Genomic DNA, 13,870 nt, shown 5'->3' with positions numbered 1-13,870 from the left:
CCAGCCACATGAACACCCAGGACCTCAGCCGCCAACCCCGTCCCGATCCGGCCGAGCGCGATGCCTTCTTTCCCTCGCCCTGGTCGCTCTCGCAGTTCACGTCACCCACCAGCAATCTGTCCGGCGCGGACTATGCCGACGCACGCCGGGATGGCCGCTGGAAGATACTGATGATCGGCGCCGATGAGCGCTACCTGCCGACCGCCAACGGCCACCTGTTCTCCACCGGCAATCACCCGGTCGAAACGCTGTTGCCGATGTATCACCTGGACAAGGCCGGCTTCGACTTCGATGTGGCAACCCTGTCCGGCAACGCCGTGAAGTTCGAATGGTGGGCGTTCCCCGGCGAGGACCGCGACATCGGCGGTCTGTACGAACGTTACCAGGCGCGGTTCCGCCAGCCGAAGGTGCTGGACGACATCGTGGCCTCGCTGGACGCGGCGTCGGACTATGCAGCCATCTTCATTCCGGGCGGGCATGGTGCACTGATCGGCCTGCCGGAGAGCCGCGCGGTCAGCAAGGCGCTGCACTGGGCGATGGCACAGCAGCGCTACATCATCACGCTCTGCCACGGCCCTGCAGCGCTGTTGGCTGCCGGGATCGATGAAGCGGGCGGTGATTCGCTGTTCCGTGGCTACCGCATCTGCGCCTTCCCCGATGCGATGGACCGGCAGACGCCGGACATCGGCTACATGCCCGGGCAACTGCCGTGGTTCTTCGGTGAAAAGCTCGCGCAGCAGGGCGTGCAGATCGTCAACGAGGGTATTGACGGCAGCGTGCTGCAGGATCGCCTGCTGCTGACAGGCGATAGTCCGTTGGCCGGCAATGCACTCGGCCAGTTGGCCGCACGCACCCTGCTGGACGCGCTGGCAGGTCCCTGAACACCGTGGCCGCGCTGGTGCCGATGCTGCTGGAACTGGAGCAGGCGCGTTCGATCGCCGGGATCGGCGCGCTGCTTCGCTCGATCGCCGCGCCCCTCGGCTACGATCGCGTGCTGGTGTTTGCGGCCGGCACCGGGGTGGAACGCGGCGCACAACGCGTGTACTGGGTCGAGGGCGACTGGCTGGGCGAAGGGCGTGAGACCGATCTTGCCCGCTACCTGCATGCCTGCCCGGTCAACCGCCACGTGCTCGACAGCGATGCCCCGTTCTTCTGGAGCAAGCGCGACGGCGCAAGGGGGGCCCGCTACCAGGTGGTCAGGCAGCCCCGCGGCGACGGCCTGCATGGCCTGCAGGTACCCGTGTTCGGAACCACGGGGCTGGAAGGGGCAATCAGTTTCGCCGGAACGATCATCGACGCTTCCGCGCCTGCCCGGCTGCTGCTGGAGTCTGCCGGCACAGCAGCATTCCGCGCTGCCCGCCGGCTGGCCGAAGCACCGGCCGAACGCCCCCTGGGCGAACTGAGCACGCGGGAACGCGAGGTTCTGCGCTGGGTCGCAGCCGGCCGGCGCCAGGCGGAGATCGCCGCCACGCTGGGGTTGTCCGCGCGCACCGTGGAGAACCACCTGCGCCGCGCGCGCCAGCGCCTGGGCGTTGCGACGACGGCGCAGGCCGTGCGCGCGGCCGCGCGACGCGGCGAGATCGAAGACTGAGCGTGCCCCCGTGCAGCCGCCAGGCCAATGACCCATCCCGGCATACCCTCCCCTGCCAATCCGTGCCATCCTTCATGGAATCGTTTACATGGAATGGAGGGATTCCACGATGCTGTCGCGTTTCCGTCGCCCTGCGCTGTGTGCGCTGCTGGCCTTCGCTCTTCCCGCCATCGCCTGGGCGGCGGCCCCTGCGCCGCTGAAGGTGATGTCCTTCAATGTCCGCACCCCGGCCGACACCGCGCCAGGCAAGCGCTGGCCGGATCGCCGCGATGCGATGGTCAAGGTCATCCTGGATGCCCGCCCGGCCGTCATCGGCACCCAGGAGCTGGTACAGGAACAGGCCGACTATCTCGCCGGCCACCTGCCCGGCTACGCGTGGTTCGGTGAAGGACGGCGCGGTGGCAGCGGCGATGAGCACATGGGCGTGTTCTACGACACGCGGGTGCTGGCCGTGGAGGAATCAGGCAACTTCTGGCTGTCCGATACACCGGAGGTCGCCGGCAGCATCACCTGGGGCAACCTGTACCCGCGCATGGTGACCTGGGCCCTGTTCCGTCGCCTTGACGATGGCCGCCGCTTCTACTTCATGGACACCCACCTGCCCTATCGCGACGAAGACGAACCGCGCCGGGTCAAGGGAGCCGAGCTGATCGGCAGGCGGGTGGCGACGCTGCCGCCGGATCTGCCGGTGGTGCTGACGGGCGACTTCAACAGTGAACCCGGGGGCGGAACCTACGCGACGCTCACCCGCGTTCTGCAGGACGCACGCACCCAGGTGGCGTCTCCCCAGGGGCCGCGCCTGACCTTCCATGATTTCACCGGCAAGGCCACCACGCAGCTGGACTGGGTACTGGTGAGAGGCTTCCGTGCGCGCAGCTTCCTGACCGATGACCGTCGCATCAACGGCGTGCTGCCCTCGGATCACTTCCCGCTGGTGGTCGAGCTGGACTGGCCCCGGCCCTGAGTCGGGTTGCCGCCGCGTTCACCGCGGCGGCTGCCGCGCCAACAGGCGATACAGCGCCTGGTGCTGATCGCGCGCCTGGCAGATGCGAGCGCCGATGGCCAGCAGCACGGCCACGCCGATCAGGCCCAGGCCCAGCATGGAGTCCGGCAGCCGCACGAAGCCGATGGCCGCGGCCAGCATCGCCAGCACCAGCAGAACGACCACCGCGACGGACAGTCCTGCACCGGGTGGTCCCGGATCGCCGAACAACATTCGTTGGGTATCCCGCTTGCCGTCCGTCATCGCCTGTCCTCTGATGGCCCGCCCCACTTGTTACACGGCAGAAGGCGCTTCCGGGAGAGTCAGAAGCGTCACGAATGTGACGGTGTCCACGGCTCACGCCGCGCTGCCCTGCCTGAGTTCGCAAAGTGTGGAGGACGGCATGGCAGGGCGGCAGGCGCCCGCCCATCGGTGGCCCTGACCGGAAACGGGGACGGAGGCCACTGCCTCCGTCCCCGTCCGGTCAATTCACCTGTGCCACGCTCGGCGCCTGCGGGGACTGGCCCCAACCACCCAGCGCCTTGTATACGCCGACTACGCTGACGTTGACCTCCGCCTCGGCGGCCGCCAGTGCATCATCGGCGGCCAGCTGGGTGCGCTGCGCGTCGAGCAGGGTCAGGAAGTCTTCCGAGCCCTCGCGATAGCGGATCTGCGCCAGCGACTCGGCTCGTCGTGCGGCCTGCGCCTGCTCCACCACGATCGCCAGCCGTGCCTGCTGCTTGGAGTAGCGTGTCAGCGCGTTCTCGGTGTCTTCCAGTGCCAGCAGCACCGTCTGCTCGTACTGCGCGGCAACGCCCTCGGCCTCGGCCTTGCTGGCACGCAGACGTGCGCGCACGGTTCCGAAATCGAAGGCTGCCCAGCTCAACGACGGCGTCAGCGACCAGGCCTTGTTGCTGCCGTTGACCAGGCCATTGGCGTCGCCGCCGAGGAAGCCGACGAAACCGGAAAGCGACAACCGCGGGAACAGATCGGCCGTTGCCACCCCCACCCGTGCCGTGGCGGCTGCCAGCCGCCGCTCGGCCGCACGCACGTCGGCACGCTGGCGCAGCAGCTCGCGGGTATCGCCCAGCGGCAACGGCTTGGCGAACGCCGGCACCTCATGCGGCGCGAGCATGTCGGCCAGTACTTCCGGGCGCTGGCCCAGCAGCACCGCCAGGCGATTGCGGGACAGCGTCTCGGCCACTTCCAGCAGGGGAATATCGGCCTCGATCGCCTTCAGCCGGGCACGGCTGCTCTGCACATCCAGCTCGCTGCCGGCACCCAGTTCCCAGCGCGCCTCGGTCAGCTTCTGCGTATCACGCAGATTGACCAGTGTGTGCTGGGCCACGGCGATGCGCTTCTGCGTGCCGCGCAGCTCGAAGTAGTTGCGTGCCACTTCGGCGGCAACCAGTACCTGCGCATCGGCCAGGTTGGCCTGCTCGGCCCCCAGATCGGCGCGTGCCGCTTCGGCAGCACGGCGCTTGCGGCCGAACAGATCCAGCTCCCAGCCCGCATCGAACCCGAGCTGGTAGCTTTCACTGAACACCCGCTGCCCACCCAGCTGCGGATCGGGTTGCTTGCGGCGGTCGTAACTGCCGCCTGCGGTCACGTGCGGTGCCTGGTCGAAGCGGCTTTCGACGAACACCGCCCGCGCCTGGCTGACACGCGCCACGGCCACGCGCAGGTCAAGATTGCTCGACAGTGCGCCGTGCACCAGCTCTTCCAGCACCGGGTCATCGAACTGCGCCCACCAGCTGGCAACGGGCGATGTGGTGCTGAACACCGGCTGCTCCGCGCCCTGCAGGACGACAGGCTCCTGCTGGGGCGCCTTGTAATTGGGACCGACGGTGACACAGCCGGCCAGCACGAGGCTGGAAACGGCCACCGCCAGGGTGCGGATCACCATGGCAGCACCTCGCCCAGATAGGTGAAGCTGCCACTCGGGCCTTCAGGGCCGATCAGCGCCATCTGCACGCTGGAACGCGCACCTTCGGCGATCTCGATCTCGCCGTGGCCACCATTCATGTCGGTCTTGACGTAGCCCGGGTGCACGGTGTTCACCTTGATCGGCGAGCTGCGGAGCTCGTATGCCAGGGCCAGCGTCCAGCTGTTCACCGCCGCCTTGGAGGCGTTGTAGGCCGGAATCTTGAAGTCATAGATGCCCGAACCCGGGTCGGCGTGAAGGGTCTGCGAGCCGAGGATGCTGGACACGTTGACGATGCGCCCGGCCTTGGCCTGCTTCAGCAGCGGCAGGAACGCCTGGGTCACCGCCACCAGTGCATATACATTGGTGTCGAAGGTGCGACGCCACGTATCCAGCGACTGCTCCGACGGTGCCTGTGCCGGGTTCTCGATCATGATGCCGGCGTTGTTGACCAGGATGTCCAGCCGGCCGTGACGCTGGCGCACCTGCTCGACCGCGTCGGCGATGCTCGCAGCGTCGGTAACGTCCAGCTGCAGCGCTTCCACCGGCAGGCCTTCCGCCTGCAGCTTCAGTGCCTGCTCCACCGCCGTCTCACGCTTGCGGCCGGCCAGCAACGTGTGCACGCCTTCCTTCGCCAGCTGACGCACGGTCTCGGCACCGATGCCAAGGGTAGCGCCGGTAACCAGCGCGATCTTGTTCTGATGGGTGTTCATGGATTCATGCCTTTGGAGGGAGAAGCCGCCGCCGATCATCGACCGGCGGCGACGGGGTTCCGTATCAGTGATGAATGGTGGGCTCGCCGTGCTGCACCAGCTGGCCACCGCCGTTGCGGGTGACGAACTTGCGCAGGGCAACGTAGAACACCGGGGTCAGGAACAGGCCGAACAGGGTGACGCCCAGCATGCCGGCGAACACCGTGATACCGGTCACCGAGCGCACCTCGGCACCCGCACCGTGCGAAAGCACCAGCGGCACGGTGCCGGCGATGAACGCGATGGAGGTCATCACGATCGGGCGCAGGCGCAGGCGGCAGGCTTCCAGCGCGGCCTCGACGATGCCCTTGCCGCCCATCTCCAGCTCACGGGCGAACTCGACGATCAGGATCGCGTTCTTGCATGCCAGGCCCATCAACACCACCAGGCCCACCTGCACGAACACGTTGTTGTCGCCGCCGGTCAGCCATACGCCGAACAGAGCCGACAGCAGGGTCATCGGCACGATCAGGATCACCGCCAGCGGCAGCGACCAGCTCTCGTAGAGCGCGGCCAGCACGAGGAAGGCCAGCATGATCGCCACCGGGAACACGATGAACGCGGCCTTGCCCTGGGTGGCCTGCTGGTAGCTCAGGTCGGTCCATTCGGTGGCCATGCCGACCGGCAGCACCTGCCCGGCGATCTCGGTCAGCTTGTTCATCGCTTCCGCCGAGGACAGCAGGCGCGGGTCGGCCTCGCCGGCCAGGTCCGCTGCCGGGTAGCCGTTGAAACGCAGCACCGGGTCCGGGCCGAACGTCTGCTTGATGGTCACCATCGAACCGATCGGCACCATCTCGCCGCGGTCGTTGCGGGTGCGCAGCTTGGCGATGTCCTCGACGCTCTCACGGAACGGGCCGTCCGCCTGGGCGATCACCTGCCAGGTGCGGCCGAACTGGTTGAAGTCGTTGACGTACGCCGAACCCAGGTAGGTCTGCAGCGTGTCGAACAGCTCGGTCAGCTGCACGCCCTGCGCCTTCGCTTTCACACGGTCCACTTCCGCATCCAGCTGCGGCACGTTGGCCTGGTAGCTGCTGATCGGGAAGGCCATGCCCGGAGTCTGTGCAACGGTCCCCTGCATCGCCTGCACGGCATTCTGCAGCGCGCCGTAGCCCAGGTTGCCGCGGTCCTCGATGAACATCTGGTAGCCATTGCCGTTGCCCAGGCCCAGGATCGGCGGCGGCATCATCGCGAACGCGAAGCCCTCCTGCAGGCCTGCGATCTTCTGGTTGATCTCGGCGTTGATCTCCGCCGCCGTCCGGCCATGACGCTCGTTGAACGGCTTGAGCGGAATGAACGCCACACCGGTGTTCGGGGTGTTGGTGAACTGCAGCGCGTTCAGGCCCGGGAACGAAATGGTATGCGCCACGCCGTCGGTTTCCTGGGCGATCTTGGCGACCTTGCGCAGCATTTCATCGGTACGTGCGATCGACGAACCTTCCGGCAGCTTCACGCCCGCGATCAGGTACAGCTTGTCCTGGGTCGGGATGAAGCCCGGCGGCACCAGCTTGAAGATCACACCGGTACCGACCAGCAGGATCGCGTAGACCACGAACACAGCGCCGCGACGGCCGAGGATGCGCGCCACGCCGCGCTCGTACTTCTCCGAGCTGGACTTGAAGAAGCGGTTGAACGGGCGGAACACCCAGCCGAACAGGCGATCAATCAGACGGCTCGGGCCATCCTTCGGAGCGCCATGGGCCTTCAGCAGGCGGGCGGCCAGGGCCGGCGACAGGGTCAGCGAGTTGATCGCCGAGATCACCGTGGAAATGGCGATGGTGACAGCGAACTGCTTGTAGAACTGACCGGTGACGCCCGACAGGAACGCCATCGGCACGAACACCGCGCACAGCACCAGTGCGATCGCAACGATCGGGCCGGACACCTCACGCATGGCCTGGTGGGCGGCTGCGGTCGGCGACAGACCTTCTTCGATGTTGCGTTCAACGTTCTCCACCACCACGATCGCGTCGTCGACCACGATGCCGATCGCCAGCACCAGGCCGAACAGGCTCAGCGTGTTGATCGAGAAGCCCAGTACGTACAGCGCTGCGAAGGTACCGACCACCGACACCGGAACCGCGATCAGCGGAATGATCGACGCGCGCCAGGTCTGCAGGAACAGGATCACCACCAGCACCACCAGGGCGATCGCTTCAAGCAGGGTCGAGACCACCGCCTTGATCGAATCACGCACGAAGATGGTGGTGTCGTATACCGCTTCGTACTTCACGTCGGCGGGCATGGTCTTCTGCATCTCGTCCATCGTGGCGATGACCTTGTCGCGAATCTCCAGTGCATTCGCACCGGGCGACTGGAAGATGCCGATACCCACCGCATTCTTGCCGTCGAGCTGCGAGCGCAGGGTGTAGTCGCCAGCGCCCAGTTCCAGGCGGGCAACGTCGGACAGGCGCACGATCTCGCCGTCGACACCGCTCTTGAGCACGATGTCGCCGAACTCCTGCTCGCTGCGCAGGCGGCCCTGGGCATTGATCAGGGTCAGGAACTGGCTGTTCGGCAGCGGCTCGGCGCCGAGCTGACCCGCGGAGACCTGCACGTTCTGCTCACGCATGGCACGCACCACGTCGCTGGCCGTCAGGCCGCGCGAAGCAACCTTGTCCGGGTCCAGCCATGCGCGCATGGCGTAGTCACCACCACCGAAGATCTGCGCGTCGCCCACGCCGGGAATGCGTGCCAGCGCGTCCTTGACGTGCAGGCGGGCGTAGTTGCGCAGGTACAGGGTGTCGTACTTGCCATTGGGCGACGTCAGATGCACGACCATCAGGAAGGTGGGCGACTGCTTCTGCGTGGTCACGCCCTGCCGGCGTACGTCCTCGGGCAGGCGTGCCTGCGCCTGCGCCACACGGTTCTGCACCTTCACCGCCGCCGCGTCCGGATCAGTGCCCGGGCGGAAGGTGACGGTCATCTGCAGCACGCCGTCGGAACCGGCGACCGACTTGAGGTACATCATGCCCTCGACGCCGTTGATCGCCTCTTCAAGCGGCGTGGCGACGGTTTCGGCGATGACCTTGGGATTGGCGCCCGGATAGACCGTGCGCACGACCACCGACGGCGGCACCACTTCCGGGTACTCGCTGATCGGCAGGATCGGAATCGTGATCAGGCCTGCGGCGAAGATCACGATCGACAGTACCGCCGCGAAGATCGGCCTGTCGATGAAGAAACGGGAAAAGTCCATGGAGGAATTCCTGGGAAATGCCGCCGGCGGGCAACAGCCACCCTGCCCCTCGCCGATATGACGAAGGCAGGGAAGGCCGCCGCTGGCGCCGGCAGCTAAGCGGAAACTCGGATCAGGAGACGGCGGATCAGCGGTTCAGCGCAGCAGTGGCATCACGGCCTGGTGCGGCGGCCGCAGCCGGCTGCATCGCCACCGCCTTGGCCTGCACCGGCATGCCCGGCATGAAGACCTTCTGCACGCCATCGATGATGACCTTGTCGCCTGCGGACAGGCCCTGCTCGACGATGCGCAGGCCTTCCGCCGTGCGGCCAAGGCGGATGTCGCGGCGCTGGGCCTTGCCATCCTTGTCGACCACGTACACGTACTTGCGGTCCTGGTCGGTCAGCACGGCCTTGTCGTCGATCAGCATCGCCTGGAACTGGCCACTGCCCAGCAGCTGCACACGGGCGAACAGCCCCGGGGTGAACTGCCGGTCGGCATTGTCCAGCAGCGCACGCACGCGGATGGTGCCGGTGCTGCGTGCAACCTGGTTGTCGAGGAAGTCGACCTTGCCCGCGTGCGGGTAGCCTTCTTCACCCGACAGGCCAACCTTCACCGGCAGGTCGCTGTCGCGCTCGCTCGGGCGCTCGCCCTTGCGTGCCATCTGCGCGTAACGCAGGAAAGTGCTTTCGTCGGCATCGAAGTAGACGAACACGGTGTCCAGCGAGACCAGCGTGGTCAGCACGCTGGCGCTGTCGCCGGCGGTGACCAGGTTGCCTGCGGTGACCATCGCGCGGCCGGCACGGCCGTCGATCGGCGCACGCACCTTGGTGAACTCCAGGTTGAGCCGGGCAGCATCCAGTGCCGCCTGCGCGGCCTGCACGGCTGCGCCGGACTGGTCTGCCGCAGCGCGACGCTGCTCGGCGGTCTCGGTGGAGATCGCCTGCTGCTCGGCCAGGCGCTTGGCCCGCTCCGATTCACTGCGGGCCAGGGTTGCCTGGGTGCGGGCGCGGGCCAGTTCAGCGGCGGCGCGATCGTACTCGGCCTGGTAGCTGCGTGCGTCGATGGTGAAGAGCACATCGCCCTTCTTCACTTCCTGGCCTTCGACGTAGTTGACCTTGTCGATGTAGCCGGACACGCGCGGACGCAGTTCAACGCTCTGCACCGCCTCGATGCGGCCGCTGAACTCGTCCCATTGGCTGATCTGCTTGACCAGCACCGGGGCTGCGCTGACCTGCGGCGGGGGCGGTGCACCGGCTTCTTCGGCATGGCCGCCACTGCAGGCAGCGAGCACCGCCGCGGCGAGGATCGACACGCCGACCATCGCAATGCGATGGCCGAAACGATGTGGGGTGGTTTTGGGGGAAGTCATGGCATGCATCCGTACGGAGGGGTGGTACAGCTAATGAGAATGGCTATCAGAAAGTGCGGCGTATGCTGCAACCTAAACCAAGGTCAAGGTCAAGCGACACCGACGGCGTCGCGCCACGGTGGTGGAACTTCCAGTCGCAGCAGGCCCCGCGGCAGTTCCGCATCGCTGCTGTCGCAGCGAACGATGGCGCGGTTGTCGCGGCAGCCATCAAGCAGCGACACCACGCGCCGGCCGACCAGCAGCGAGCTCGGCCACTCGATGCAGGCGTTGGCGGCGTTGGCCGGCGTACACACCGGGCTGCACACCTCCAGCATCTGCGCACGGACACCGACCGCCTGTGCTTCCTGGTGCACCACCTGCGCGTACATGCGCAGGGCGGCGGTGGTGATCGAGGTCTCGCCGTAGCCGGCCCAGGGCTTGAGACCGGCAGGGCTGCCGATCATCACGTAGCGCCGCGCATGCACGTTGTCACGCAGCAGCGGCAGCAGGTGGCGTACCGCATGCACATGGGGCATCAGGTCGGCCTGCAGTGCGCCGAGCAGTTCGTCGCCCTTGCGGTCCATCACCCGGCCACGGTTGTAAGGACCGCCCATGGCCGCGATCACCGCCGCCAACGGCCGAGGGCGTTGCGCGACGCGCTCGGCCAGGACCTGCGCCGAACCGTCGTCTGCCAGTGAACCCAGCATGGTCTGCAGGCCGGGCTCATCGGCGAACTGCGCTTCCAGCGACGCCAGCCGTCCTGGATCGCGGCCGACCACCAGCACCGGGCTGCCGGCTTCCAGCAGCGCACCGACCACGCCCTGGCCGACCGCACCGGTTCCGCCGAGGACCAGGACTTCGGGCATCAGAATCCCATTCACGGGACATTTCCTCCCAAATCCGGGATAGTCCCGATTCGGCGCAGTCGATCGCTCTTCTGCGGCGCCAAGCGGATGGCACCGCCACGCTGCTGCCGCATGGGCGCGGTAAACTCACGGAAATCCTTGTGCACCAAGGAACTCGGGCGGATCTCAACGGTCATCGCCAGATCCAGGGCGTTCTGGCCGGCATGCCGGAAACGGGCAAGAATGTTGCGCAGGCTCATGGCGGGGGGACTCCATTTCACGAATGGCGCCACGATAGACCTCAAACCTTTACTTGATTAGTCCTGATTAAGGGGAATAATCATCCCGTTCCCGGTCCAATCGATCTGTCACGATTGTCCCACCCCCGACGTCCAGGACTCCCGACCATGTCCCACGATCTCAATGAAACGCTGATCTTCGTCAAAGTGGTCGAGCAGGGCAGCTTCATCGCAGCTGCCAAAGCGCTCGGCCTGCCCAAGACCACTGTCAGCCGCAAGGTGCAGGAGCTGGAGACACGGCTGGGCGCGCGCCTGCTGCACCGGACCACGCGCCGTCTTGGCCTGACCGAGGCGGGCTCGATCTACCACGAGCACTGCCAGCGCATCGCGCGCGAGCTGGAAGAAGCCGAGAGCGCGGTCAGCCAGCTGCAGTCCGGCCCACGCGGCTGGCTGCGTTTCACTGTGCCCTACTCCATCGGCATCACCTGGATCGCGCCGTTGCTGGGCCAGTTCCATGCGCAGTACCCGGAAATCCGCCTGGACATGCACATGGGCAACGAGAAGCTCGACCTGATCGCCGGTGAAGCCGATCTGGCCCTGCGCGTCGGCGCCCTGCCCGATTCCAACCTGGTCGCACGCAAGCTCGGCAGCCTGCGCACGCAGGTGTTCGCCAGCCCAGCCTACATCGAGCGCTACGGCGAACCGCTGCACCCGGAAGAGCTTCAGTTCCATCGCATCCTGGCCATGCGCAAGCCCTACCACACTGGCAATTCACCGCGCTTTACCTGGCAGCTGGGCGAGAACGGAGGGGAACTGCGTGACTTCCCGGTGACGCCGCTGATGACGGCCAACGACATGTCCGCGCTCAACGGCGCGCTGGTGTGCGGTGAAGGCCTGCTGCTGACCGGCGATGTGATGGCCAAGCCGTTCGTCGAGTCAGGCATGGTCCGTCGCGTGCTTGCCGGGTGGACAGGTCCGGAGGTGGATTTCAACGCGGTCTTTGCCGGCGGCCGCCTGGTCTCGCCGAAGGTGCGCGCATTCGTCGACTTCCTGGTGGAGAAGCTCAACTTCGACGCCAATTACATGCTGGCGCAGTGCCCTGGCGCGAAGCTGGCGCGGCAGCAGCAGGAGCAGGAAGATGCCGCGCTTGAGATCAGCGGCAAGCGGATCCTGGAGAAGGTGGCCGCGCCGGCGGCGTGAAGCGGGGCCTGCCCGGCGTCATGCGGCGCGCTGTTCCAGCAGATGCTCGATCAGTGCCCGCAGCTTCGGCTCGGCCTGGCGCCGGCTGGGGTAATACAGGAAGAACCCTGCGAACCACGGACAGTACGGCTCCAGCACGCTGACCAGTTCCCCACGCTGCAGCCACGGGCGCCATGTGTCCTCCATGCCGAAGGCCAGCCCGGCGCCCGCCAATGCCAGGCGGGTCATCGTGGCCATGTCATTGCTGGTGATCTCCGGCTGTACATCGACGCTGAACTCGCGTCCGCGCTCTTCGAATTCCCAGCGATAGGGCGCCTTGCGTGGTGCGGCGCGCCAGCCGATGCAACGGTGCCCGGGCAGCTCGCGCGGGTGCCTGGGCATGCCGTGCTGCTGCCCATACCGCGGAGTGCACACCACCACCTGCCGCTGCCGGCCGGACACCGGAATCGCCACCATGTCCTGGGCGATCACCTCGCCCAGACGCACGCCCGCGTCGAAACCCGCCTCGACGATGTCGAACTCCTCATCGGTCACCGTGATGTCCAGCTGCAGCTCCGGGTGCCGGGCGGCGAAGCTGGCCAGCAGGGGACCGGCCAGGAAATGCTCGGCAATGGAGGACACGGCCAGGCGCAGCTGGCCCTTGAGGGTGCTGCCGCGACGTAGCGTGGACTCCACGGCGCTGCCCAGCTCAGCCAGGGCGGGTCTGACCGCCGCAAGCAGCGCCTGGCCGGCATCGGTGAGGTTGACGTTGCGGGTGGTGCGCAGCACCAGAGCGACACCGAGCGACTGTTCCAACCGGGCGATGGTCTGGCTGACGGCCGACCGGGTCACGCCCAGTTGCTGGGCCGCCGCGGTGAAGCTGCTGCAGTCGGCTACCCGCTGGAACACCGCGAGGGCATTGAGATCGACGGACATTGGTTAGCGGATCTATACAAGGTAGTCAGCAGTCGCCATCTTATCGCGACGAGGCAGGCCGTCTACCGTGACTGCACCGGGCACGACCCGGCATTTCCCCCTAGCCCTTCCGGAGACCTGCCATGAGCCATTCCCGAACCATCCTGATCACCGGTGCCTCCAGCGGCATCGGCGCCGGCATCGCCCGCTCGCTGGCGCAGCCGGGTGCCCGCCTGGTGCTGGGCGCGCGCCGCCTCGAACGGTTGCAGGCGCTGGCGGATGAACTGCGCCAGCACGGCGCCGACGTACGCGTGCATGCGCTGGACGTGACCCAGCGCGCGCAGGTCGAGGCGTTCGCCACTTCAGCCCTGGAGGAATTCGGCGCCCTTGATGTGATCGTCAACAATGCCGGTGTGATGCCACTGTCGCCGATGGCATCACTGAAGGTGGACGAATGGGACCGGATGATCGACGTCAACATCCGCGGTGTACTGCACGGGATCGCAGCCGTGTTGCCCCATATGTGCGCACGCGGCCGCGGACAGATCATCAACATCGCGTCCATCGGCGCGCTGTCGGTCGTACCGACCGCTGCGGTCTACTGCGCCACCAAGCACGCGGTACGCGCCATCTCGGAGGGCCTGCGCCAGGAACACCGCGAGCTGCGGGTCACCTGCATCCACCCCGGCGTGGTGGAAAGCGAGCTTGCGGACAGCATCACCGACCCGGTCGCCGCCGAAATGATGGTCGGCTATCGCGCCATCGCCCTGCAGCCGGATGCGATCGGGCGCGCGGTGCGGTTCGCCATCGAGCAGCCCGACGACGTGGACGTGAACGAGATCGTGGTGCGGCCGACGGCCGCAGCATGACCCGGCCGCCGTTCCTGCGCTAGGCGCCGCGCATCTCGCCCAACGAAA

Annotated in this window: 13 protein-coding genes; 5 read left to right on the top strand and 8 right to left on the bottom strand. The window is 67.0% G+C overall.

Annotated elements, in window-relative coordinates; genetic code table 11:
- The first annotated feature begins 8 nt into the window (after positions 1 to 8).
- From hchA to ACX9OW_RS02815, 3 genes are all read left to right on the top strand, one after another.
- Positions 9 to 881 (top strand): glyoxalase III HchA, encoded by an 873-nt coding sequence (gene hchA / locus ACX9OW_RS02825; RefSeq protein ID WP_459061893.1) that lies wholly within the window; start codon positions 9 to 11, stop codon positions 879 to 881.
- Positions 882 to 886: 5 nt separating this feature from the next.
- A complete protein-coding gene (locus tag ACX9OW_RS02820) occupies positions 887 to 1,591 on the top strand; it encodes a PA1136 family autoinducer-binding transcriptional regulator (RefSeq protein WP_459061892.1) in 705 nt (234 codons plus the stop codon).
- Positions 1,592 to 1,700: 109 nt separating this feature from the next.
- Positions 1,701 to 2,555: an endonuclease/exonuclease/phosphatase family protein gene (locus ACX9OW_RS02815; RefSeq protein WP_459061891.1), complete on the top strand. Its 855-nt coding sequence runs from the start codon at positions 1,701 to 1,703 to the stop codon at positions 2,553 to 2,555.
- Positions 2,556 to 2,573: 18 nt separating this feature from the next.
- Here ACX9OW_RS02815 and ACX9OW_RS02810 read toward each other — a convergent pair whose 3' ends face one another.
- The 7 genes from ACX9OW_RS02810 to ACX9OW_RS02780 all read right to left on the bottom strand — a co-directional run bounded on the left by ACX9OW_RS02810 (position 2,574) and on the right by ACX9OW_RS02780 (position 10,880).
- The gene (locus ACX9OW_RS02810; RefSeq protein WP_053517461.1) at positions 2,574 to 2,837 is read right to left on the bottom strand and encodes a hypothetical protein; all 264 of its coding nucleotides are present in this window, start codon (positions 2,835 to 2,837) and stop codon (positions 2,574 to 2,576) included.
- A 220-nt stretch (positions 2,838 to 3,057) separates the two neighbouring features.
- Entirely contained in the window at positions 3,058 to 4,479 is a 1,422-nt protein-coding gene (locus tag ACX9OW_RS02805) for an efflux transporter outer membrane subunit (RefSeq protein WP_459061890.1), read from the bottom strand.
- Positions 4,473 to 5,210: an SDR family oxidoreductase gene (locus ACX9OW_RS02800; RefSeq protein ID WP_459061889.1), complete on the bottom strand. Its 738-nt coding sequence runs from the start codon at positions 5,208 to 5,210 to the stop codon at positions 4,473 to 4,475. The genes ACX9OW_RS02805 and ACX9OW_RS02800 overlap by 7 nt, the downstream gene beginning before the upstream one ends.
- A gap of 64 nt (positions 5,211 to 5,274) precedes the next feature.
- Positions 5,275 to 8,445, bottom strand: a complete 3,171-nt coding sequence (locus tag ACX9OW_RS02795) for an efflux RND transporter permease subunit (RefSeq protein ID WP_053517457.1) — start codon at positions 8,443 to 8,445, stop codon at positions 5,275 to 5,277.
- A 127-nt stretch (positions 8,446 to 8,572) separates the two neighbouring features.
- The gene (locus ACX9OW_RS02790) at positions 8,573 to 9,796 is read right to left on the bottom strand and encodes an efflux RND transporter periplasmic adaptor subunit (RefSeq protein WP_065181297.1); all 1,224 of its coding nucleotides are present in this window, start codon (positions 9,794 to 9,796) and stop codon (positions 8,573 to 8,575) included.
- An 89-nt stretch (positions 9,797 to 9,885) separates the two neighbouring features.
- The gene (locus tag ACX9OW_RS02785) at positions 9,886 to 10,656 is read right to left on the bottom strand and encodes an SDR family NAD(P)-dependent oxidoreductase (protein ID WP_053517454.1); all 771 of its coding nucleotides are present in this window, start codon (positions 10,654 to 10,656) and stop codon (positions 9,886 to 9,888) included.
- Positions 10,653 to 10,880 (bottom strand): hypothetical protein, encoded by a 228-nt coding sequence (locus ACX9OW_RS02780; RefSeq protein ID WP_053517540.1) that lies wholly within the window; start codon positions 10,878 to 10,880, stop codon positions 10,653 to 10,655. Before ACX9OW_RS02780 ends, ACX9OW_RS02785 begins: the two co-directional genes overlap by 4 nt.
- A gap of 147 nt (positions 10,881 to 11,027) precedes the next feature.
- Between ACX9OW_RS02780 and ACX9OW_RS02775 the strand changes: the two genes are divergently transcribed.
- On the top strand, positions 11,028 to 12,059 hold the full coding sequence (locus tag ACX9OW_RS02775; RefSeq protein WP_065174970.1) for a LysR family transcriptional regulator: 1,032 nt from the start codon (positions 11,028 to 11,030) through the stop codon (positions 12,057 to 12,059).
- 18 nt (positions 12,060 to 12,077) lie between these two features.
- Here ACX9OW_RS02775 and ACX9OW_RS02770 read toward each other — a convergent pair whose 3' ends face one another.
- Positions 12,078 to 12,974: a LysR family transcriptional regulator gene (locus ACX9OW_RS02770; protein ID WP_459061888.1), complete on the bottom strand. Its 897-nt coding sequence runs from the start codon at positions 12,972 to 12,974 to the stop codon at positions 12,078 to 12,080.
- Between the two features lie 122 nt (positions 12,975 to 13,096).
- Here ACX9OW_RS02770 and ACX9OW_RS02765 point away from each other — a divergent pair, with 122 nt between their 5' ends.
- Positions 13,097 to 13,822 carry an SDR family oxidoreductase gene (locus tag ACX9OW_RS02765; protein WP_459061887.1) on the top strand — a complete coding sequence of 242 codons (726 nt, stop codon included), beginning with the start codon at positions 13,097 to 13,099 and terminating at the stop codon, positions 13,820 to 13,822.
- Positions 13,823 to 13,870: the final 48 nt, after the last annotated feature.

The sequence above is a fragment of the Stenotrophomonas genospecies 5 genome, from assembly GCF_054473825.1.
This window is presented reverse-complemented; position numbering and strand designations above follow the sequence as displayed.

Excerpts from the sequence above, each read along its gene's own strand:
- hchA (WP_459061893.1), top strand. The coding sequence starts at position 9 with ATGAACACCCAGGACCTCAGCCGCCAACCCCGTCCCGATCCGGCCGAG.
- ACX9OW_RS02815 (WP_459061891.1), top strand. The coding sequence starts at position 1,701 with ATGCTGTCGCGTTTCCGTCGCCCTGCGCTGTGTGCGCTGCTGGCCTTC.
- ACX9OW_RS02810 (WP_053517461.1), bottom strand. The coding sequence starts at position 2,837 with ATGACGGACGGCAAGCGGGATACCCAACGAATGTTGTTCGGCGATCCG.
- ACX9OW_RS02805 (WP_459061890.1), bottom strand. The coding sequence starts at position 4,479 with ATGGTGATCCGCACCCTGGCGGTGGCCGTTTCCAGCCTCGTGCTGGCC.
- ACX9OW_RS02800 (WP_459061889.1), bottom strand. The coding sequence starts at position 5,210 with ATGAACACCCATCAGAACAAGATCGCGCTGGTTACCGGCGCTACCCTT.
- ACX9OW_RS02795 (WP_053517457.1), bottom strand. The coding sequence starts at position 8,445 with ATGGACTTTTCCCGTTTCTTCATCGACAGGCCGATCTTCGCGGCGGTA.
- ACX9OW_RS02790 (WP_065181297.1), bottom strand. The coding sequence starts at position 9,796 with ATGACTTCCCCCAAAACCACCCCACATCGTTTCGGCCATCGCATTGCG.
- ACX9OW_RS02780 (WP_053517540.1), bottom strand. The coding sequence starts at position 10,880 with ATGAGCCTGCGCAACATTCTTGCCCGTTTCCGGCATGCCGGCCAGAAC.
- ACX9OW_RS02775 (WP_065174970.1), top strand. The coding sequence starts at position 11,028 with ATGTCCCACGATCTCAATGAAACGCTGATCTTCGTCAAAGTGGTCGAG.
- ACX9OW_RS02770 (WP_459061888.1), bottom strand. The coding sequence starts at position 12,974 with ATGTCCGTCGATCTCAATGCCCTCGCGGTGTTCCAGCGGGTAGCCGAC.
- ACX9OW_RS02765 (WP_459061887.1), top strand. The coding sequence starts at position 13,097 with ATGAGCCATTCCCGAACCATCCTGATCACCGGTGCCTCCAGCGGCATC.